Annotated in this window: 21 protein-coding genes; 14 read left to right on the top strand and 7 right to left on the bottom strand. The window is 69.1% G+C overall.

Features of this window, described 5'->3' with window-relative positions; translation table 11 throughout:
• Window positions 1-183 precede the first annotated feature (183 nt).
• The gene (locus ACODSC_RS09675) at window positions 184-3054 is read left to right on the top strand and encodes a M16 family metallopeptidase (RefSeq protein WP_488813687.1); all 2871 of its coding nucleotides are present in this window, start codon (window positions 184-186) and stop codon (window positions 3052-3054) included.
• 58 nt (window positions 3055-3112) lie between these two features.
• Here ACODSC_RS09675 and ACODSC_RS09670 read toward each other — a convergent pair whose 3' ends face one another.
• From ACODSC_RS09670 to ACODSC_RS09655, 4 genes are all read right to left on the bottom strand, one after another.
• On the bottom strand, window positions 3113-3943 hold the full coding sequence (locus ACODSC_RS09670) for a S1 family peptidase (protein WP_488813686.1): 831 nt from the start codon (window positions 3941-3943) through the stop codon (window positions 3113-3115).
• Between the two features lie 12 nt (window positions 3944-3955).
• Window positions 3956-4396: a DUF350 domain-containing protein gene (locus ACODSC_RS09665; protein ID WP_488813685.1), complete on the bottom strand. Its 441-nt coding sequence runs from the start codon at window positions 4394-4396 to the stop codon at window positions 3956-3958.
• A 230-nt stretch (window positions 4397-4626) separates the two neighbouring features.
• Window positions 4627-5787 (bottom strand): dual-specificity RNA methyltransferase RlmN, encoded by a 1161-nt coding sequence (rlmN, locus tag ACODSC_RS09660; protein WP_488813684.1) that lies wholly within the window; start codon window positions 5785-5787, stop codon window positions 4627-4629.
• Window positions 5788-5868: 81 nt separating this feature from the next.
• Window positions 5869-6168: a DUF6356 family protein gene (locus tag ACODSC_RS09655; protein WP_476695204.1), complete on the bottom strand. Its 300-nt coding sequence runs from the start codon at window positions 6166-6168 to the stop codon at window positions 5869-5871.
• Between the two features lie 129 nt (window positions 6169-6297).
• Here ACODSC_RS09655 and ACODSC_RS09650 point away from each other — a divergent pair, with 129 nt between their 5' ends.
• Window positions 6298-7638: a trypsin-like peptidase domain-containing protein gene (locus tag ACODSC_RS09650; protein ID WP_488813683.1), complete on the top strand. Its 1341-nt coding sequence runs from the start codon at window positions 6298-6300 to the stop codon at window positions 7636-7638.
• A 285-nt stretch (window positions 7639-7923) separates the two neighbouring features.
• A complete protein-coding gene (locus ACODSC_RS09645) occupies window positions 7924-8259 on the top strand; it encodes a DUF2794 domain-containing protein (protein WP_488813682.1) in 336 nt (111 codons plus the stop codon).
• 52 nt (window positions 8260-8311) lie between these two features.
• Here ACODSC_RS09645 and ACODSC_RS09640 read toward each other — a convergent pair whose 3' ends face one another.
• The gene (locus ACODSC_RS09640) at window positions 8312-9061 is read right to left on the bottom strand and encodes a Bax inhibitor-1/YccA family protein (RefSeq protein WP_488813681.1); all 750 of its coding nucleotides are present in this window, start codon (window positions 9059-9061) and stop codon (window positions 8312-8314) included.
• A 130-nt stretch (window positions 9062-9191) separates the two neighbouring features.
• On the opposite strand from ACODSC_RS09640, the gene thpR reads away from it, so the two are divergent.
• The 4 genes from thpR to mmcB are packed head-to-tail and all read left to right on the top strand — an operon-like array spanning window position 9192 to window position 11437.
• Window positions 9192-9731 carry an RNA 2',3'-cyclic phosphodiesterase gene (gene thpR, locus ACODSC_RS09635; protein ID WP_488813680.1) on the top strand — a complete coding sequence of 180 codons (540 nt, stop codon included), beginning with the start codon at window positions 9192-9194 and terminating at the stop codon, window positions 9729-9731.
• On the top strand, window positions 9728-10336 hold the full coding sequence (locus ACODSC_RS09630) for a GNAT family N-acetyltransferase (RefSeq protein ID WP_488813679.1): 609 nt from the start codon (window positions 9728-9730) through the stop codon (window positions 10334-10336). Before thpR ends, ACODSC_RS09630 begins: the two co-directional genes overlap by 4 nt.
• 57 nt (window positions 10337-10393) lie before the next feature.
• Window positions 10394-10930, top strand: a complete 537-nt coding sequence (locus tag ACODSC_RS09625; RefSeq protein WP_488813678.1) for a lipocalin family protein — start codon at window positions 10394-10396, stop codon at window positions 10928-10930.
• Between the two features lie 45 nt (window positions 10931-10975).
• The gene (gene mmcB / locus ACODSC_RS09620) at window positions 10976-11437 is read left to right on the top strand and encodes a DNA repair putative endonuclease MmcB (protein WP_304937073.1); all 462 of its coding nucleotides are present in this window, start codon (window positions 10976-10978) and stop codon (window positions 11435-11437) included.
• Between the two features lie 252 nt (window positions 11438-11689).
• Here mmcB and ACODSC_RS09615 read toward each other — a convergent pair whose 3' ends face one another.
• Window positions 11690-12478 carry a C40 family peptidase gene (locus tag ACODSC_RS09615; protein WP_488813677.1) on the bottom strand — a complete coding sequence of 263 codons (789 nt, stop codon included), beginning with the start codon at window positions 12476-12478 and terminating at the stop codon, window positions 11690-11692.
• A gap of 192 nt (window positions 12479-12670) precedes the next feature.
• Here ACODSC_RS09615 and ACODSC_RS09610 point away from each other — a divergent pair, with 192 nt between their 5' ends.
• Window positions 12671-13159: a hypothetical protein gene (locus tag ACODSC_RS09610; RefSeq protein ID WP_488813676.1), complete on the top strand. Its 489-nt coding sequence runs from the start codon at window positions 12671-12673 to the stop codon at window positions 13157-13159.
• Between the two features lie 3 nt (window positions 13160-13162).
• On the opposite strand, the gene ACODSC_RS09605 is transcribed toward ACODSC_RS09610, so the two are convergent.
• On the bottom strand, window positions 13163-14548 hold the full coding sequence (locus ACODSC_RS09605; RefSeq protein WP_488813675.1) for a leucyl aminopeptidase family protein: 1386 nt from the start codon (window positions 14546-14548) through the stop codon (window positions 13163-13165).
• Between the two features lie 84 nt (window positions 14549-14632).
• Between ACODSC_RS09605 and ACODSC_RS09600 the strand changes: the two genes are divergently transcribed.
• The 6 genes from ACODSC_RS09600 to ACODSC_RS09575 all read left to right on the top strand — a co-directional run bounded on the left by ACODSC_RS09600 (window position 14633) and on the right by ACODSC_RS09575 (window position 19561).
• A complete protein-coding gene (locus ACODSC_RS09600) occupies window positions 14633-15493 on the top strand; it encodes a tetratricopeptide repeat protein (RefSeq protein ID WP_488813674.1) in 861 nt (286 codons plus the stop codon).
• A 39-nt stretch (window positions 15494-15532) separates the two neighbouring features.
• Window positions 15533-16186 (top strand): HAD-IA family hydrolase, encoded by a 654-nt coding sequence (locus ACODSC_RS09595; RefSeq protein WP_488813673.1) that lies wholly within the window; start codon window positions 15533-15535, stop codon window positions 16184-16186.
• Window positions 16187-16268: 82 nt separating this feature from the next.
• Complete coding sequence (locus ACODSC_RS09590) at window positions 16269-16724, top strand: iron-sulfur cluster assembly scaffold protein (RefSeq protein WP_488813672.1); 456 nt, start codon at window positions 16269-16271, stop codon at window positions 16722-16724.
• Window positions 16725-16803: 79 nt separating this feature from the next.
• Window positions 16804-17040, top strand: coding sequence for a membrane protein insertion efficiency factor YidD (gene yidD, locus ACODSC_RS09585; RefSeq protein ID WP_135194176.1), 237 nt, complete (start codon window positions 16804-16806; stop codon window positions 17038-17040).
• The gene (thrS, locus tag ACODSC_RS09580) at window positions 17037-18971 is read left to right on the top strand and encodes a threonine--tRNA ligase (protein WP_488813671.1); all 1935 of its coding nucleotides are present in this window, start codon (window positions 17037-17039) and stop codon (window positions 18969-18971) included. Before yidD ends, thrS begins: the two co-directional genes overlap by 4 nt.
• An 89-nt stretch (window positions 18972-19060) precedes the next feature.
• The gene (locus ACODSC_RS09575) at window positions 19061-19561 is read left to right on the top strand and encodes a YciE/YciF ferroxidase family protein (RefSeq protein WP_488813670.1); all 501 of its coding nucleotides are present in this window, start codon (window positions 19061-19063) and stop codon (window positions 19559-19561) included.
• The last annotated feature ends 64 nt before the right edge of the window (window positions 19562-19625 follow it).

The following is a 19625-nucleotide window of genomic DNA, read 5'->3' as shown; positions in this document are numbered from 1 at the left end:
GGGTCTCGGCACTCGACCTCGGGACTGGGAAGGACCGCAGGGATGCGGTGATCGGCCATATCGCGCCGCCCGGCGCTTGTCCATGACCGGCCGGACAGCTTCATTACAGCTCGGTAAGGTGCATAGCCGTCAATCGCTGATACGGTCATGCCTCGCCCGGCGTTCCGGGCCTGGGAGCCCCGTATGAAATTCCGCCTCACCGCCACCCTCAAGGTCGGCGCAGCCGCCTCGGCCCTGCTGCTGGGCCTCGCCGCCCCCGCCTTCGCAGCCCCCGCCTTCGTCGAGGGAGCCGCCGCCGCCGTTCAGGCGCCCCAGGGCGTCGCCGTGCCCCCGCTGGGCTTCGCCAAGCGCGTCCTGCCCAACGGACTCGAGGTCTATACGTCGCGCGACGCCGACACCTCCAACGTCACGGTCCAGGTCTGGTACAAGGTCGGCTCCAAGGACGATCCGGCGGGCCGTTCGGGCTTCGCCCACCTGTTCGAACACCTGATGTTCAAGTCCACCAAGAACCTGCCGCCCGAGACCTTCGACCGTCTGACCGAGGATGTGGGCGGCTCCAACAACGCCTTCACCGCCGACGACACCACCGCCTATTTCGAGACCGTGCCCGCCAACCACCTTGAGCGGATGCTGTTCGCCGAGGCCGACCGCATGGGCTCGCTGGTCGTGGACGAACCGACCTTCGTCGCCGAGCGCGACGTGGTGAAGGAGGAATACCGCCAGCGGATCCTGGCCAACCCCTACGGCCGCCTGTTCGGCCTGTTCGTGCCCGAGACCATCTATCAGGAAAGCCCCTATCGCCGCCCCGGCATCGGCTCGATCGAGGAGCTCGAGGCCTCGTCGCTGGACGACGTGCGCCGCTTCCACGCCACCTACTACCGGCCCGACAACGCCTATCTGATCGTGGCGGGCAACTTCGACCAGGCCCAGCTGGACCGTTGGATCGATCAGTATTTCACCCCGCTGAAGAACCCGACCACGCCGATCCCGGCCAACAATGTGGTCGAGCCCGAGCCGACCGCCCCGCGCAACGTCACCTATTATGCGCCGAACGTGCCGCTGCCCGCCGCCGTCGTCGCCTGGCCGACGGTGAAATACGCCGACGCCGACCGCGCCGCCCTGACCGTGCTGGACGGCATCCTGTCCACCGGCGAATCCAGCCGCCTGTATCGCTCGCTGGTCTATGACAAGCAGATCGCGGCCCAGATCGGCTCGAGCCCCGACTTCTCGCAACAGGTCGGCAACCTGTCCGCCCTGGCCATCATGGCCCAGGGCCATACGGCTGCAGAGGGGATCGCCGCCCTGGACGCCGAGATCGCCAAGCTGCGCGACGCCCCCGTCTCCGCCGACGAACTGTCCGAGGCCAAGAACGAGATCGTCGCCAACACCCTGCGCAGCCGCGAGACGGTGGACGACCGCGCCACCGCCCTGGGCTATGCGCTGATCAACACCGGCTCGGCCGCCGCCGCCGACGACGAGGTCGCCCAGATCCAGGCCGTCACCGTCGCCGACATCCAGCGCGTGGCGCGCAAATATCTGACGCCTCAGCGCCAGTCGACGATCACCTTCCTGGCCGCCGACGACCAGAACCCCGCCTCGATCCAGAAGATGAACGTCGACGCTCCCGTCAAGGTCGCCGACCTGGCGCCGGCCGGCCAGCCCGCCGTCCTTCTGCCCGAGGCCGAGCGCACCCCCCTGCCCCAGCCGGGCGCCGAGGTCGCGCCCACGACCCCGGCCGTCGCCGACTTCCGCCTCGACAACGGTCTGCGCGTCCTGGTCGCCCCGACCGACGGCGTGCCGCTGGTCTCGGCCCGTCTCAGCTTCGACGCCGGCTCGTCCGACGATCCGGCGGGCAAGGCCGGCATCGCCGCCATGACCGCCGCCCTGCTGACCCAGGGCACCAAGACGAAGACGGCGCCGGAAATCGCCACCCAGATCGAACAGCTGGGCGCCGCGGTCGGCGCGGGCGCAGGCGTGGACTTCTCCAATGTCTACGCCAACGCCCCGTCCAACGCCTTCCCGACGACCGTCGCCCTGATGGCCGATCTGGTGAAGAACCCCACCTTCGCCGCCGAGGAGCTTGAGCGTCAGCAGGCCCAGACCCTGGACGGCCTGCGCGTCGCCCTCAGCCAGCCGGGCTCCATCGCCGGCATGACCGTGGGCCGCGTCATCTATGGCGACGCCCCCTATGGCGCGACGATCACGCAACAGACTGTGCCGACCATCACCCCGGCCGACGTCGCCGCCTTCCACGCCGCCCGCTATCGCCCGTCGGACGCGACCCTGGTCTTCTCGGGCGACATCACGCCTGACGCCGCCCGCGCCCTGGCGCAACAGGCGTTCGGCGACTGGAACCCGGCCGGCGCGGCCCCGGCCGCCACCGCCAACCCCGCCGGTGAGGCCCTGGCCCCGCGCATCGTGGTGGTGAACCAGCCCGGCGCCGGCCAGGCCGCCGTCGTCGCGGCCGTTCGCGGCGTGTCGCGCACCGACGCCGATTTCTTCCCGCTGACGGTCGGCAACACCCTGCTGGGCGGCGGCTTCTCGTCGCGGCTGAACCAGGAAATCCGCATCAAGCGCGGCCTGTCCTACGGCGCCTCGTCGTCGCTGGGCGTGCGGGCGGATGCGGGCCTGTTCACCGCCTCGACCCAGACCAAGAACGAAACCGCCGACGAGGTCGCCGACCTGATCCTGGCCGAGATCGCCAAACTGGGAACCGAGACCCCGACCCAGGCCGACCTGGCCCCGCGCCGCGCCACCCTGATCGGCGGCTTCGGCCGCTCGCTGGAGACGGTGGACGGTCTGGGCGCCCTGGTCGCCAACCTGGCCCTCTATGACCTGCCGATGAGCGACCTCGCCGACTACGCCGGCCAGGTTCGCGCCGTGACGCCCGAACAGGTCCAGGCCGCCTTCGCCGAACACCTGCCGGTCAATCGCGCCAGCCTGGTCATCGTCGGCGACGGCTCGCTGTTCCTCGACGCCCTGCGCGCCAAACATCCGAACCTCGAAGTCATCGAGGCCGGCGCCCTGAACCTGAACAACGGCGCGCTGAAGTAAGGCCGCACAAACCCCTCTCCCTCCCCGTCCGGGGAGGGAGAGGGGCCGTCTCAGATCCTCAAACCGACAGGCACACCACCTGCGCCACCCGCAGGTCCCGGCGCAGGGTGTTCGACACCCGGCCGTAGTCGTCGATGGTCACCGGCTGGTCCCGCACCTTTTCGTCAGCCATCTGTTCGCCCCGGATGGCGGGGGCGAAGGTTTCGGGCGCCGTGGTGTAGATCCGGCCCCGTCGCGGGGCCTCGGCGATGGTCACGCCGACCACATGGCCGTGAATGTCCAGCGCGGGGGCGCCCGACAGGCCTGACAATGTCCCTTCCAGCCCATTGGTGCGCCCGACCTCGGCCCAGGCCAGGACCGGCTCTTCGTGCGCGCCCCGGCCGAAGACCTTCAACGTCTCGCGGCCCAGCAGGCGCGAGGTGACCTCGCCTGGCCGTCCCTGTGGAAAGCCGGGATGGAAGGCGCGCTGGCCCTTGCGCAAGGGAGCCTCGGCGGCGACCGGCAAAGCGGTCGACCCGCCGTCGGTGATCAACAGGGCGACATCGGCGCGCGGGGCCAGACGCACGTCGGCGGCGACAGCTCGACCCGGCCCCACCACCAGGGCCGGCTTGCGACAGCCCTCGACCACATGGCGGGCGGTGACCCAGCGCCCGCGCCCGGCGATGGAGAAGGCGGTGCCGGACGACGGCTGGAACGGCGCCTCGCCCGCATCCAGGGTCACGGCCGCGTCAAAGGGGGTGATCGGCCCCAGCAGTGGTCCCTCGGCCTGGGCTTGGGGCGAGGCGGCGGGCGGGGCGTCGGCATTCTCGCGCCGGCCCAGCGACACCGCCAGCAGCACGGCCGCGACCGCTCCGTAGATGGCCCAGTCCGGCAGGCGGGGAAACTGCACGATCCCGGCCGATCAGCCGGTCAGGGCGGCGGACAGGATGACGGCGGTCGCCAGCTTGGCGCCCATCAGCACCACCGCGGCGGCGATCTCGCCGTCCTTGATCCGCTGCGGCAGGCCCGTCAGCATCAGATCGACCACCCGGAAGGCCAGCAGTTGCAGCACCACCGTCGCCACGCCCCAGATGGCGATGTCGCGCACCGAGGTCGAGACCGACAGGGATACGGCCAGCGGCACGGCCAGCCCCATCAGAATGCCGGCGAAGGCGATGGCGGCCGCCGCATTCCCCTCGCGGATCAGCGCGACCTCCTTCCACGGCGTCAGCAACGCATAGACCGTCGCCCCCGCCACGAGCAGCAGCAGGGTGACGATCAGGTGCATGACCATGACCGGGAAGCCCGAGGCGAAGGCCTGCACCTCGGCGCTGGAAAGGACGTTCGACAAGGACGGATCCATACCTAGACGCCTTGCCCGATTGTCGCCCCAATCCGCAAGCGCGGCCGGGACACAGTGCGTGACATTATGTGTCGAACCAGCCGTCTCCTCCCCATTTCATGGGGAGGTGGCTCGAAGCGAAGCGTAGAGACGGAGGGGCTCTTCAACACACCGCCAACGCCCGTGGGACTTCAAGAGCCCCTCCACCGCTTCGCGGTCCCCCTCCCCACAAGTGGGGAGGAGACGACGGATCAGGCCGCCGCCTGCTCCGCCTTCCTGAGCGTGCTGGCGCGGACCTTCTCGCTTTCGGACTTCAGCTGACCGCAGGCGGCCAGGATGTCACGGCCGCGGGGGGTGCGGATGGGTGAGGCGTATCCGGCCTTGTTCAGGATGGCGGCGAAACGCTCGATGGTCTTCCAGTCCGAGCATTCGTATTCGACGCCCGGCCAGGGGTTGAACGGGATCAGGTTGATCTTGGCCGGAATGCCCTCGATCAGCTTGAGCAGGGCGCGCGCCTCTTCGGGGCTGTCGTTGACGCCCTTCAGCATCACGTATTCGAACGTCACCCGACGCGCATTGGACAGGCCCGGATAGGCCCGGATGCCCGCCATCAGTTGTTCGAGATTGTACTTCTTGTTCAGCGGCACCAGCACGTCGCGCAGCGCGTCGTTGGTGGCGTGCAGGCTGATGGCCAGCATGGCCGCCGTGCGCGTGCCCAGCGCATCCAGTTGCGGCACGACGCCCGAGGTCGAGACGGTGATCCGCCGACGCGACAAGGCGATGCCCTCATTGTCCGAGATGATGTCGATGGCGTCGGCGACGTGGTCCAGATTGTACAGCGGCTCGCCCATGCCCATGAAGACGATGTTGGACAGGCGGCGGTCTTCCTTGGGCGACGGCCATTCCTCCAGGTCGTCGCGCGCGACCTGGACCTGGGCCACGATCTCGGCGGCGGTCAGGTTGCGGACCAGTTTCTGGGTGCCGGTGTGGCAGAAGGTGCAGTTCAGGGTGCAGCCGACCTGGCTGGACACGCAAAGGGCGCCGGCCCGGCCCACGTCGGGGATATAGACGGTCTCGATCTCGATGCCCGGCGCGGTGCGGATCAGCCATTTGCGGGTGCCGTCCTTGGACACCTGGCGTTCGACGATCTCGGGACGGGCCAGGGTGAAATGCTCGGCCAGCTTGGCCTGCATGTCCTTGGCCACATTGCTCATGGCCGAAAACTCGGTCACGCCGTAGTGGTGGATCCAGCCCCACACCTGGCTGGCGCGCATCTTGGCCTTTTCGGGCGGGCAGACGTCGGCGTCGATCAGCGCCTGGCGCAGGCCCGCGCGCGTCAGACCGCTGAGGTTGACGGGGGCCTTGACGGCCGGCGCGTTAGAGACGCGCGAAAGGTCGAGCGTGATGCTCAAGGCGGCGATCCTGCGTGAGGTTGAGCCGGCCTATATAGCACGGATCCCGGCGATTGCATGGCCGGGGCGGATTCGACGGCTTTAGAGGCCCACGTCCCAGACGCCGGCGTCGCGCATCCGGGTCTCTCGCGCCTCCTCGGCCCGGCCGCCCATCTCGCCCGCCATGCCCCGGATCGCGGTCGAGACGGTGCTCTTGTGCACGCCCGGCACGACGGCGTGGGCGAAGGCGGCGCCGGCCAGCCGCAACAGCTTGAATCCGAAGGCGGCCGAGGCGGCCATATGTTCCAGATAGGTCTCGCCCACCTCGCGCGGGTGGTCGCGGAACAGCCGGGCGAAGGGCGTCGCGCCGGAACGGCTGCGGTCGATCGTCGTCTGGCTCATGGGTGGCGGAGGCTCCGGATGTCGAAGCGACGATGGTCACGCCTGAACGCGTTTCGCGCAAGGGCCAATACAGCCATCGTCAGGCGGATTTTCTGACGCTAGGGTCTGGGCTGGATCAAGGGAAAGCTCATGCCGGTTCGCTTCAAGGCCGTATCGTCCGTCGCCATCGCCGTCTGCGCCTGGGGCGCCCTGGCCGCCGCCGCGAGCCCCGTGCTGGCGCAATCGGGCGCCGCCCTGCCCTATGACGCCCGCCGCGGCGTGTTCAGCTTCTCCTCGGGGCTGGAGGGGTCGCTGCCGGCGGTGGTGCAGGTGACGACCCTGGGCCAGTCGCGCGGCCCCAGTTCGGACGCCGCCGATCCCAAACCCTACGCCTCCGGCTCCGGCGTCATCGTCGATGCGGCCGAGGGGCTGCTGATCACCAACAATCACGTGGTCGAGGGCGGGCGAAAGTTCACCGTCGACCTGACCGACGGCCGGCTGTTCGACGCGGTTCTGGTCGGGGCGGACAAGGCCACCGACATCGCCGTGCTCCGCATCACCCCTGACGGTCGGCCGCTGAACCTGAAACAGGTCCAGACGGTGGATTCCGACACCCTGCGCACCGGCGACCTGGCCTTCGCCGTCGGCTATCCGCTGGGCCTGGACCAGACCCTGACCATGGGCGTCATCTCGGGCCTGAACCGCTCCGGCCTGGGCGATGCGGTCGAGGACTATATCCAGACCGATGCGGCCGTGAACTCGGGCAACTCGGGCGGGCCGCTGCTGGACAGCCGGGGACGGCTGATCGGCATCAACACCTCGATCCTGTCGGGCGGCCTGGGCGGCGGCAACGACGGCATCGCCTTCGCCGTGCCGACGCGGATCATGCTCTATGTCGCCGACCAGCTGAAGAAGAACGGCGAGGTCAAGCGCGGCCAGACCGGCGCCATCTTCGGTTCGCTGAACGCCGAGCGGGCGCGTGAACTGCACCTGGGCATCGTGCGCGGGGCGGTCGTGGCCGATGTCGCGCCGGGATCGCCGGCCGAGCGCGCGGGCCTGCGCCACAACGACGTCATCACCCGCATCGAGGGCCGTCCCGTCGCCAACGCCGGCTCGGTCAACGCCACCATCGGCATCGCCGCGCCGGGGTCGGAGCTCAGCGTCGCCTATCTGCGCGACGGCCGTGACGCGACGACCAGCCTGTCGGTCGAGACCCCCGTGGACCAGCCGGTGATCGTCGGCGCCCAGTCGGTGCTGGCCTATGGCGCGACCCTGCGAAATCAGGACGGCGGCGCCCAGGTCCTCGCCGTCACGGCCGGATCGCCTGCCGCCCAGGCCGAGCTGACGGCCGGCGACCTGATCACCGCCGTCGGCGGCGCAGCCGTCGCCGACGCCCAGGCGGCCGCCACCGCCCTGCAAGGCGCGACGGGCGCGGTCGAGGCGACCGTGCTGCGGAATGGAGAGACCCTCAGCCTGACCCTGGCGCTTTAGCCGAGGTCCAGACAGCGAAACGCCCGCCTTGCCAGGGAGGGGGAGGGGAAAGGCAGGGCGGGCGCTCGCTTGGAGGAAGCATCGGCCGCCGGAGCCCTTCGTGGAAACATCCAGGGGGCTGGGGGGGCTGTTCAGGATCCGGACGCTTCCGAACTCCGACGAGCCGATGATCGATATTTCGTCGCCCAACCGGGCGGGCGAAGGACCGAAACGGGGCCATTTCGTGTCTGTGTCGTTTTCCTCTCGCCCACTGGCGCCGGGCCGCCTTGTCCTTAAGTTGAGGCGATGAGCATGAACCCGCACGAGGCGGCCCCGTCGTCCGGCCCCGTCTTCTTCGACCGGCGCGAACTGGATCCGATCCTTCGGGTCTATGGCCGTATGGTCGCGCAAGGGGAATGGCGCGACTACGCCATGGTCGGACACAAGGACTTCGCCGAGTTCGCCGTCTTCCGCCGCAGCGGCGACGCCCCGCTCTACCGGATCGAGAAACGCCCCGCCCTCCAGACCCGCCAGGGCCAATGGGCCGTCATCGGCGAAGGCGGCCAGATCCTGAAACGCGGCCGTGACCTGGCCCAGGTGCTGCGGGTCTTCGACGGCCGCAAATTTCAGGTGATCGACTAACGCAAAAAGGGCCCCGCGAGGGGCCCTTTCCGTATCCGTCTTGCGACAGACCTCAGTTCCGGTTGCCGCCCATGAAGGCCAGCAGGAATTGGAACAGGTTCACGAAGTTGATGAACAGGCTCAGCGCGCCGAAGCCCGTGGCCACGCCCATCGCGTTCTGGTCGCCGCCCAGGGCGTAGTAGGTCATCTTCAGACGCTGGGTGTCGTAGGCGATCAGGCCCGCGAAGATCAGCACGCCCAGACCCGAGATGATCAGGTAGAAGGTCCCGGACTGCAGGAACATGTTCACGATCGACGCGATGATAAGGCCGATCACGCCGAAGATCAGGAAGGTGCCCATGCCGGTCAGGTCCTTCTTGGTGGTGTAACCCACCAGGCTCAGACCCCCGAAAGCCGCCGCCGTGACCAGGAAGGTCGAGGCCAGCGAGGCGCCGGTGTAGCGCAGGAACAGTATGCCCAGGCCCGCGCCGATCGAGGCGACCACGGCCCAGTAGAGCAGGTTCACGCCCTTGGCCGTCGGGTTCTTCATGAAGAACATCGAGCCGAACAGCAGCACCAGGGGCGAGAACTGGACGATCATGCCCAGCACCGTCAGGCCGACGCGGCCGTCCGGACCCACGGCGAACAGCAGCTGCTGCACCGCCGGCACATTGCCGGTGACATAGGCCAGGGCCGCCGCGACCACGAGGCCCAGGGCCAGCTTGTTGTAGACGCCCAGCATGAAGCTGCGCAGGCCGGCGTCGACCGACATGTCGGCCGTCTGCGGCAGAGGACGGGCGTAGCCGTTGTTGAAATCGCTCATGGCGACGAACTTTCTCCGATTGGCCGGAGAGGCTTCTCCGGTCACAGACGCTGAATATCGGGAGCCGCCGGCCCCACTGCAAGCAAAACCGGACTTGGAGGCCCCCGTTCCGGCCGCTACCTTCGGTCGCATGCTTCGCCTGTTCACCGCCCTGACCCTTCCGCCGGATGTCGCAGACACGCTGAAACGGCGCCAATCCGGCCTGCCCGGCGCCCGCTGGCGCCCGCTGGACGCCCTTCACGTCACCCTGGCCTTCTATGGCGAGATGGACGAACGGCGCGCCGACGACCTGGCCTCGGAACTGGCGCGCGTGGCGGGCGGGCCGTTCAAGATCGCGCTGAAGGGGGTCGGCTGTTTCGGCGACGACCACCGCAGCCAGACATTATGGGCCGGGGTCGAGACCCCCAACGACCGGCTGTCGGTCCTGGCCGGGCGCTGCAAGTCGGCCGGCGAACGGGCCGGGATCGCCATGGAGGCGCGCACCTACAAGCCGCACGTCACCCTGGCCTATCTGAAGACCCAGACCAATCCCGACCGCATCGGCGCCTGGATGGCGGGCCACAATCTGCTGCACTCGCCGCCGATCCGCATCGACCGCTTCGGCCTGTATTCCAGCGTCCTGACCGACGGCGGCAGCCACTACGAGCTGGAGCGGGAGTATCTGCTGTGAGCGACGCCGCCGACCCTGCCTACGCCGTCCCGCCCCATGTCGTCCTGGGCCCGACCCTGGAAACCGAACGGCTAATCCTGCGGCCGCCGGCCGTGGAGGATTTCCCGCGCTGGGCCGACTTCATGGCCGATCCCGAGACCGCCCGCTTCATCGGCGGGGTCCAGCCCGCGCCCCAGGTCTGGCGCAGCCTCTGCACGATCGCCGGCATGTGGGCCCTGACCGGCGAAGGCATGTTCTCCATCCTGGAGAAATCCACCGGCCTGTGGCTGGGCCGGATCGGGCCCTTGCATCCCTATGGCTGGCCCGGCCGCGAGGTGGGCTGGAGCCTGCACAAGGACGCGACCGGCAAGGGCTATGCGGTCGAGGCCGCCGCCGCGACCCTGGACTACGCCTTCGACGTCCTGGGTTGGGACGACGTCATCCACTGCATCGACCCGGACAACCTGGCCTCGGCGGCGGTGGCGACGCGGCTGGGATCGCGCAATCGCGGACCAGGTATCCTGCCCGAACCGTTCCAGGACCACGCCGTCGATCTGTGGGGTCAGACGCGCGACGAATGGGCGGTCAATCGGTCGCGCCTGAAAACGTCGCGCCTGAAACGCTGAGGGCAACCGATCGCGGCGATGCGGCGTATCTCCTCAAAACCGAACGAGGATACGCCCATGTTTCGCGCCAGCCTGATCGCCGCCTCCGCCGCCCTCGCCGTCGTGTCCGCCACGGCCCCCACCACAGCCCAGGCCCAGGCCTCGGACGTCGATCTGGCGCGGTTCGACGGCCGCTGGTTCGAGATCGAGCGCAATCACAACAATGTCCAGAAGGACTGCAGCCGCGCCCAGATCGACTTCACCCAACGCGACGCCGCCGACCGCTACGCCATCGCCGTCACCTGCACCCGCCGCAACGACGGCAAGGTCGAGGTCCTGCGCGCCAACGCCCGCGTCACCGACACCGCGACCAACGCCAAGTTCCGTTTCAGCCTGACCGGCCTGCTCAGCTTCGGCGGCCTGGCGGGCCAGAACTACTGGGTCTGGGATCACGCGCCGGACTACAGCTGGACCATCATGGGCCTGCCGGACAAGTCGAACTGGTGGATCTGGCACCGGAACCAGAACGCGTCCCAGGCCGAGCGCGACCGCCTCCTGGCCCGCGTCCGCGCCCTGGGCTTCGACACCGGCCGCCTGGTCCACACCGGCCTGTAAAGGCGACGCTTGCGATGGGAACGTAGCCGGAACATAAGTGTCGGCATGTCCGCCGCCGTCCATCTCGAACTGGTCTTCAGCCGCCCGGAAACCACCCAGTCGGTGACGCGCGGCGCGGCGCGGCTGATGATGGACATGGGCTATGCGCCCCTGCTGGAGGTCTGCCTGCCCAACGGCCGTCGCGCCGACGTCATGGCCATCGGCCGCAAGGGCGACATCGTCATCTGCGAGGTTAAGTCCGGCGTCGAGGACTATCGGGTGGATCGCAAATGGCCTGAGTACGGGCCGTTCTGCGACGCCTTCTACTTCGCCGTCGCGCCTGAATTTCCGCAGGACATCCTGGCCGACGAGCCGGGCCTGATCGTCGCCGACGGCTTCGGCGGGGCGGTGGTGCGCGAGGCGCCGATCACGCCCCTGGCCCCGGCCCGTCGCAAGGCCCTGACCCTGGCCTTCGCCCGGCTGGGCGCCATGCGGGCGATCTCGCTCCAGCATCCGGCCGGCGCCTGATCCTCTTCGCCGGACGGAAACCTCGCACAGGTCCGGCGAAAATATCCCGGCTATTCAAGGCATTGTAAAACTATGTCAGCGCTCACCCTGACAGGCTGCGGCGCGGGCTTATAATCGGGCCGGGTCTTTGACATCGCGAACCCGGACCGGGCGATCCGCGCCCGAAAACCCGCCGACGAAAGTGCACGAAAGTGCACTGCTTTTTTTATTTGTGCACTCGCCCCTCGCAGAGCGGTCTCAGGCCCATCGGCCTCAGAGGCGGCGGAAGACGGCGGCGGCGAAGCCTTCGGCGGTCAGCCGGGCCTCGACCTCGGCCAGGGGCTCGATCACCACCCCGCCCTTGTCGCCGCTGGAATGGATGATCCGCTCGGCGTCCATCATCAGGGCGGAATGGCCGGTCCAGTCCTGGTCCCCGGCGCCGGCCAGCCAGACGACGATGTCGCCGCGCTTCAGGGCGTCGCTCGGCGCGGCCTGGCCCAGCCCCGCCTGGGCGTCCGATCGGCGCGGTCCCGGCAGGCCGCAGGCCAGCAGCGCCTGCTGCACCAGGCCGGAACAGTCGGTGGAGATCGAAGAGCGGGCGCCCAGCTCGTGCGGGCGGCCCAGCAGCCATTCGGCCACGGCGACCAGATCGGTCTCGAACTCGCCCACCGGACGCAGTTCGCCCTCGACCAGGCCCGCCGCGCCTTCGACCACCAGGGCGTTCAGCGGCAGGGCGGCGTCCACAGCGGCGACGCGACGGGTCGCCAGCGGCGCGCCGTTCGACAGGCTGTCCAGCACCACCCAGCCGACCACCCCGTCGCGGCGCGCCCGGCCCCAGGCCCGGCCGTTCGCCCGATCCAGAACGTCGAAGATCTCGCCGTGCAGCAGCTGGTCGATCCGCACCTCCCCGTCGGACAGGATGTCGGCGACGGCCACGCGGCAATGCATGGCCTCGGTCTTCCTGTAGGCCGAGGCGCGCACCAGCCCCTCCAGCGCCAGTTCGGCGAGGTCGGGGCGGGCGAGACGGTCGCCGGGCGGGACAAGATCGAGGACGTCGGTCAAACGTGAACTCGCGTGATTGAGCCCCCCGTCTTATCCACTGATGGCGAAGGGGCCGTTAACAGAGGTCGCTTTTCTGAGGAAAATCAACCGAACCGCGTTCTTGAACCGCTCATCCGCCTTGAAGCGTCGCCATAAGCCCCCACGTCGATGGCGGGCGGCGTTCGTCCGTCCTCCCTTTCGCACAGGCCCGCCATGCTGCTGTCCCTGTCCCTGACCCTGATGATCGTCTTCGGCCTGACGGCTTTTGACCGAGGCCCCGTCGGCGCCGCCCTGCGTCACGGACTGGTGCAGGCGCCGGCGCGGATGCTGTCGCGCCTGTCGCGCCTGTCGCGCGGACAGAGGGTCGGCATCGCCGTCGTCGTCCTGCTGGGGCTTGCGACGGTCCTTCTGTTCGAGGCCGAGGGCCTGCGGTTCTTCTCCATGGCGGCGCCCGACCTGATCGCCTGGGTCCTGATGTTCGACGTGACCGTGGTCTTCGACCTGATCGTCCTGACCATCGGGCTCGGCGCCGTCTCCGGCTGGCGCGGCATGGCCCGCCGGATCGAAGGCCTTCGGGGCCTGGCCCGGCGCCTCGGCGGCCGGATCGCCAGGACCGCCCGGGCGCGCGGGCGGCGCGTCAGACGGCCCCGACCGCCCCGCCCCGGTTCCGACGACGTGGAGCCAGGCGCCGTCTTCGCCTGACCCTCAACCGGCGTAGCGCGCCTTCAGCATGGCGTAGCAGGCCCTCAGCGCCTGGGCCTCGCCGCCTTCGGGATAGCCGGGGCGAGCGCGGGGGTTCCAGGCGAAGATGTCCATGTGCGCCCAGGCGCCGGTGGTCGGCGCGAACCGTTGCAGGAACAGAGCGGCCGTGACCGAACCCGCCTGCGCCCAGGCGGAGGAATCGTTCTTCATGTCGGCGATCTCGGTGTCGAGCGACGCGCGATAGCCGGGCCACAGCGGCATCCGCCACAGGGGATCGCGCACCACCCCCGCCGCCGCCAGCAGGCCTGCGGCCAGCGCCTCGTCGTCGGTATAGAGGGGCGGCAGGTCCGGCCCCAGGGCAACCCGCGCCGCTCCGGTCAGGGTGGCGAAGTCCAGCGTCAGATCCGGCGCATGTTCGCCCGCCCGCGTCAGGGCGTCGGCCAGGATCAGCCGTCCCTCCGCATCGGTGTTGCCGATCTCGATGGTCAGGCCCTTGCGGCTGTTCAGCACGTCGCCGGGCCGGAAGGCGTCGGCCGAGACCGCGTTCTCCACCGCCGCCACGATGACCACCAGCCGCACGGGCAGGTCCGCCTGCATCACCAGCCGCCCCAGGGCCAAGGCGTGGGCTGACCCTCCCATGTCCTTCTTCATGTTTCGCATCCCGGCGGCAGGCTTCAGGTCCAGCCCGCCGGTGTCGAACACCACCCCCTTGCCGACCAGGGCCACCAGCGGCAGGTCGGTCCGGTCCAGCTGCCAGCCGATCTCGATCAGGCGCGGCGCCCGGTGCGGCGCGGCCGCGCGGCCGACGGCGTGGACTGCGGGATAGTTCTCCTCCAGCAGGGCGTCGCCGGTCGTGACGTTGATCGCGGCGCCCGCGCTCTCGGCGATCTCGCGGGCGATGGTCTCGATCTGCAACGGTCCCATGTCGGCGGCCGGCGTATCGACCATCTCGCGCGCCAAAGCGCAGGCGGCGGCGATGCGCGAGACCTCCGCGACATCCACCCCGTCCGGCGCGACCAGCCGCACGGGCGCCCTGTCCGGCCGGGCCTTGTAGCGGTCGAACACATAGGCCCCCAAGAGGAAGGCCAGGGTCGCCAGCTCCGTATCCTCGGCCGCCGCCTCCAACCGATACAGGCCGCCCGGCAGCCGCGCCGAAAGCCCCCGCACGCTCATCGGATCGAACGCCGCCCCCGCCCCGACCACGACCTGGGCCACCTCGCCGTCCGTCCCCGGCACGACCAACAGCTGACCCGTCTTGCCCTCGAACCCGTGCAGATCCCCCCAGCGGCGGGCTGCGCCATCCAGCTCACCGTCCGCCTGAACGAAGCGGATCGGGATCGCGCCGTCGCCGTCTTGGGCGGAAACCAGCAGGGGATGCGAGATGGACATGGGGCCCTCGAGACGAAGTTAACCATCAGTTGACGCGAACAGGCGATCTTCCGGCAAGACCCAAGGACCGTCTGGACCTGACCCATGTCGCGCATGCCCGCCCTTCTCGCAACCGTCGCCCTGATCGCCCTGTCCGGCGGATCAGCCCTGGCGGCCGACCCCACGCCGGCCATGACGGCCCAACCTCAGGCCCAAACGCGCGCGCCGTCGTCCGCCGCGGTGCGCGCCACCTATGACCGGATGGACGCCCTGTCCCGCTCGGTCTTCTGGGCGTCGGAGCAGGAAGCCAACCCGACCGATGCGGTCGCGGGGGTGAAGCTGGCGCAGGCGCTGCGCGAACTGGGCCGCTACGATCAGGCCGCCGAGGCCGCCCAGGCGACCCTGACCGTCCAGCCGAACAATCTCGACGCCCTGCTGGAACTGGGCCGCGCCCATATCGCGCGCGGCCAGGCCTTCTACGGCGTGGCTCCGCTGGAGAAGGCGCGCGACCAGGACCCGCGCGACTGGCGGGCCTATTCCCTGCTGGGCGTCGCCTATGAGCAGGTCAGCCGGTTCGACGACGCCCGCGCCGCCTGGAACCAGGCCCTGGCCCTGTCGCCCGACAACCCGGATGTCCTGACCAACGCCGCCACCGCCGCCCTGACCCACGGCGATGCGCCGGGCGCCGAGACCCTGCTGCGCCGCGCCGTCGCCCAGCCGACCGCCTCGGGCAAGGTCCGCCAGAACCTGGCCATGGTGCTGGGCCTGCAAGGCAAGATGGGCGAGGCCGAACAGATCCTGCGCCGCGAACTGCCGCCCGAACAGGCCGAACAGAACCTGCGCTGGCTGCGATCGCGCAGCGCCGCCGGCGCGACGCCCGCACAGCCGACGCCTGCCCAGCCGACACCATCGGGCGCGACCTCGCCCGACACCGCGCGCACCTGGAACTCGCTCCAGGCGAACTGATCCGATTGCCCGCCGCTCGGCCCCGTGCTGGATAGGCGGATGCCTGCCTCGCTCAAAACCTATCAGGCCTTCCTGTTCGACATGGACGGCACCCTGATCACCTCCACGCTCGCCGCCGAACGGGTCTGGACCCGCTGGGCCGAGCGTCACGGCCTGGACGTTCAAGCGCTGCTGGCGGTCATGCACGGGGTGCGGGCCGTCGACACCATCCGCAACCAGAACCTGCCCGACATCGACCTGGACGCCGAAGTCGCCTGGGTCGAGCGCGGCGAGATCGAAGACGTGGAGGGCGTCGCCCCCATCCCCGGCGCCGTCGACTTCGTCAATCGCCTGCCGCCCGACCGCTGGGCCGTCGTCACCTCCGCCTCGGTCCCTCTGGCGAAGGCCCGGCTGAAGGCCGCCGGGGTCGCGCCGCCCGCCGTCATCATCACCGCCGAGGACGTCGAACGCGGCAAGCCCGATCCGGCCGGCTATCTGCTGGCGGCCAGGCGTCTGGGCTTCAACATCGCCGACTGTCTGGTGTTCGAGGACGCCGAGGCCGGGATCAAGGCGGGCGAAGCGGCCGGCGCCGACGTGATCGTCGTCACCGCCGCCTGGACCCATCCGCTGGAGACGGATCATGCCACGCTGGCGAACTATGCGGACGCAGGTCTTGAAGTTGGCGCGGACGGCTCGCTGACGCTGACGGTTTAGCGCCGACGTCTCTCTGCCCGTTCCGGTGGAGTCGAGGGTCCTGCGACTTCCCCCCAGCCCCCGCACACCCTATCTTCGCCCCATGATCGACGATCTCTACAGCGCGCGTATCCTGACGCTGGCGGCGAACCTGCCGCATGCGGGACGTTTGCCTGCGCCGGAGGGCACAGGTGAGCGGGTCGCCAAACTGTGCGGATCGCGGGCGACGGTGGATGTGACGCTGGACGACCAGGGCCGCGTGGCCGACTTCGCCCAGGACGTGAAGGCCTGCGCCCTGGGCCAGGCCGCCGCTGGCGTGCTGGGCCAGTCCGTGATCGGCGCGTCGCTCGATGAACTCCAAGACGCCCGCGCCGCCATGTCCGCCATGCTGAAGTCCGGCGGCGACGGCCCGACCGGCCGGTTCGAGGATCTGCGCGTGCTGCGTCAGGTCGCCGACTATCCCGCCCGCCACGCCTCGACCCTGGTCTCGCTGGAGGCGACATTGGAGGCGATGCACAACGCCCTGACCGCGCGAACTCGTCTCGCCGGCGCGGCCTGACGGGCACGACCGGTTGATCCCCCTGCGGCAACAGGGGATAAGCGCGGCGAACCCATCCAGCCCCCGGCGAAGGGACGTGATGTCTCTCTATGAACGCGGCGTCCGCGCGGCCCATCGGGGCTACAAGCTGACGCTGTCCCCCCTGATCGGCCAGCAGTGCCGGTTCCTGCCGACCTGTTCGGATTACGGGCGCGACGCCCTGATCCAGCACGGACCGGTCAAGGGGGGATGGCTCACCGTGCGCAGGCTCTGTAAATGCCATCCCTTCGGAGGATCGGGCTACGACCCGGTCCCGCCTGCAAAGACTGACACATGATCGATCTGAAATTCCCCGACGGCGCCGTGCGCCAATATCCGGCCGGTTCGACGGCGCGCGACGTCGCGACCTCGATCTCGCCGTCCCTGGCCAAGAAGGCCGTTCTGGCCGAACTGAACGGCGAGCAGCGCGACATGGGCCGGGTGCTGGAGACGAGCGGCGACTTCCGCCTGATCATGCGTGACGATCCCGCCGCCCTGTACACCATCCGTCACGACACGGCCCACGTCCTGGCCGAGGCGGTGCAGACCCTGTTCCCCGGCACCCAGGTCACGATCGGCCCGGCCATCGAGGACGGCTTCTACTATGACTTCTTCCGCGAAGAACCGTTCTCGACCGACGACTTCGCCGCCATCGAAAAGCAAATGGCGAAGATTGTCGATCGCGACGCCAAGTTCGAGCGCGAGGTCTGGGACCGCGACGAGGCCATCGTCTTCTTCGAGGCGCGCGGCGAGAAGTTCAAAGCCGAGCTGATCAAGGACCTGCCCGAGAACGAGACCATCACCCTGTACAAACAGGGCGACTGGATCGACCTGTGCCGGGGACCGCACTTCCCCTCGACGCGTCATGTCGGCAAGGCGTTCAAACTGACCAAGCTGGCCGGCGCCTATTGGCGCGGCGATTCCAAGCGCGAACAGCTTCAGCGCATCTACGGCACCGCCTGGGCGACCAAGGAGGATCTGGACGCCCACCTGCTGCGTCTGGAAGAGGCCGAGAAGCGCGACCACCGCAAGGTCGGCAAGGCGATGGAGCTCTTCCACATGCAGGAAGAGGGCCGCGGCATGGTCTTCTGGCATCCCAAGGGCTGGGTGCTGTGGCGCGTGCTGGAGGCCTATATGCGCCGCCGCCTGGACGCCGCCGGCTATGTCGAGGTCAAGACGCCCCAGGTTCTGGACCGCAAATTCTGGGAACAGAGCGGCCACTGGGACAAGTACCGGCCCAATATGTTCGTCTGCGAGACGGTCGAGGGCGAGGAACTGAGCCTCAAGCCGATGAACTGCCCGGGCCACGTCCAGATCTTCGATCAGGGCCAGCGCTCCTACCGCGAACTGCCGCTGCGCATGGCCGAGTTCGGGGCCTGCCATCGCTATGAGCCCAGCGGCTCGCTGCACGGCCTGATGCGGGTGCGCGGCTTTACGCAAGACGACGCCCACATCTTCTGCCGCGAGGACCAGATCGTCGAAGAGACGGCCGAGTTCATCAAACTGGCGCGCAGCGTCCACGCCGACCTGGGGATGGAGACGGCCTATATCAGCCTGGGCACCCGGCCCGAAAACCGCGCCGGGTCGGACGAGTTCTGGGACAAGGCCGAGGCCCTGATGGCCGAGGCCGCCCGCGCCGCCGGGACCGAGCCGGTCGTGACCGAGGGCGACGGCGCCTTCTACGCGCCCAAGCTGGACTTCATCGTCAAGGACGCCATCGGCCGCGAATGGACCTGCGGCACGATCCAGCTCGACTATGTCCTGCCCGAACGTTTGGACGCCACCTACATCGCCGAGGACGGCCAGAAACACCGTCCGGTCATGCTGCACCGGGCCATCCTGGGCAGCTTCGAGCGGTTCATCGGCATCATGATCGAAAACTACGCCGGGGCCTTCCCGCTATGGCTGGCGCCGACCCAGGCCGTGGTGGCCACCATCACCTCGGACGCCGACGACTACGCCTGCGACGTCTTGGCCCGGTTCAAGGCCGCCGGCCTGCGCACCGAGATCGACCTGCGCAACGAGAAGGTCGGCTACAAGGTCCGCGAACACTCGGTCGGCAAGGTGCCGGTCATCGCCGTGGTTGGGCGCCAGGAAGCCGAACAGGGCATGGTCGCGATCCGCCGCCTAGGCTCACAGGCCCAGACGCTGGTGACGGTCGAAGAGGCTATCCGCCTCCTCACGGAAGAAGCCACGCCGCCGGATCTGAAGCGCGCGCTCCAGGCCTAGGCCCGGATTCGGACACAGGAACGGAAGCCGGTCCTATCGCTTGTGATGGGGCGCGCCCCCGCGCCCCATCACATATTGCGAGAACGACCATGGCCGAGAAAACCCTCGACACCCTGTTCCACGACACGCTCCGCGACATCTATTACGCCGAACGCAAGATCCTGAAGTCCCTGCCCAAGATGGCCCGCGCCGCTCAGTCGCCCGAGCTGAAGGCGGCCTTCGAAAAGCACAAGGACCAGACCGAAGGCCAGATCGAACGCCTGCAGCAGGTGTTCGAGATCATCGGCAAGGCCCCGCGCGGCAAGACCTGCGACGCCATCGAAGGCATCCTGGCCGAGGGCGAGGAGATCATGGAAGAATACAAGGACAACCCCGCCCTCGACGCCGGCCTGCTGGCCGCCGCCCAGGCGGTGGAACACTATGAGATCACCCGCTACGGCACGCTGAAGCGCTGGGCCCTGGTGCTCGGCATGGAAGACGCCGCCGCCCTGCTGGACGAGACCCTGCAGGAAGAATCCCAGACCGACGAAGACCTGACCGGCATCGCCGACGCCGCCGTCAACGCCGACGCGATGAAGAGCGCCGCCTGACCCTTGGCGGAGGCGGTCTCGAGACCGCCTCCGCCATTCCTGGCGCTTCGAAAGATACGATACC

Source organism: Brevundimonas sp. FG128 (assembly GCF_057809775.1).
Note: the sequence above shows the minus strand (reverse complement) of the source record. Positions and strands in the feature narration are given on the sequence as shown.

Coding starts and splice junctions, on each gene's coding strand:
- ACODSC_RS09675 (WP_488813687.1), top strand. CDS start 184: ATGAAATTCCGCCTCACCGCCACCCTCAAGGTCGGCGCAGCCGCCTCG.
- ACODSC_RS09665 (WP_488813685.1), bottom strand. CDS start 4,396: ATGGATCCGTCCTTGTCGAACGTCCTTTCCAGCGCCGAGGTGCAGGCC.
- ACODSC_RS09655 (WP_476695204.1), bottom strand. CDS start 6,168: ATGAGCCAGACGACGATCGACCGCAGCCGTTCCGGCGCGACGCCCTTC.
- ACODSC_RS09650 (WP_488813683.1), top strand. CDS start 6,298: ATGCCGGTTCGCTTCAAGGCCGTATCGTCCGTCGCCATCGCCGTCTGC.
- ACODSC_RS09645 (WP_488813682.1), top strand. CDS start 7,924: ATGAGCATGAACCCGCACGAGGCGGCCCCGTCGTCCGGCCCCGTCTTC.
- ACODSC_RS09640 (WP_488813681.1), bottom strand. CDS start 9,061: ATGAGCGATTTCAACAACGGCTACGCCCGTCCTCTGCCGCAGACGGCC.
- thpR (WP_488813680.1), top strand. CDS start 9,192: ATGCTTCGCCTGTTCACCGCCCTGACCCTTCCGCCGGATGTCGCAGAC.
- ACODSC_RS09625 (WP_488813678.1), top strand. CDS start 10,394: ATGTTTCGCGCCAGCCTGATCGCCGCCTCCGCCGCCCTCGCCGTCGTG.
- mmcB (WP_304937073.1), top strand. CDS start 10,976: ATGTCCGCCGCCGTCCATCTCGAACTGGTCTTCAGCCGCCCGGAAACC.
- ACODSC_RS09610 (WP_488813676.1), top strand. CDS start 12,671: ATGCTGCTGTCCCTGTCCCTGACCCTGATGATCGTCTTCGGCCTGACG.
- ACODSC_RS09605 (WP_488813675.1), bottom strand. CDS start 14,548: ATGTCCATCTCGCATCCCCTGCTGGTTTCCGCCCAAGACGGCGACGGC.
- ACODSC_RS09600 (WP_488813674.1), top strand. CDS start 14,633: ATGTCGCGCATGCCCGCCCTTCTCGCAACCGTCGCCCTGATCGCCCTG.
- ACODSC_RS09595 (WP_488813673.1), top strand. CDS start 15,533: ATGCCTGCCTCGCTCAAAACCTATCAGGCCTTCCTGTTCGACATGGAC.
- ACODSC_RS09590 (WP_488813672.1), top strand. CDS start 16,269: ATGATCGACGATCTCTACAGCGCGCGTATCCTGACGCTGGCGGCGAAC.
- yidD (WP_135194176.1), top strand. CDS start 16,804: ATGTCTCTCTATGAACGCGGCGTCCGCGCGGCCCATCGGGGCTACAAG.
- thrS (WP_488813671.1), top strand. CDS start 17,037: ATGATCGATCTGAAATTCCCCGACGGCGCCGTGCGCCAATATCCGGCC.
- ACODSC_RS09575 (WP_488813670.1), top strand. CDS start 19,061: ATGGCCGAGAAAACCCTCGACACCCTGTTCCACGACACGCTCCGCGAC.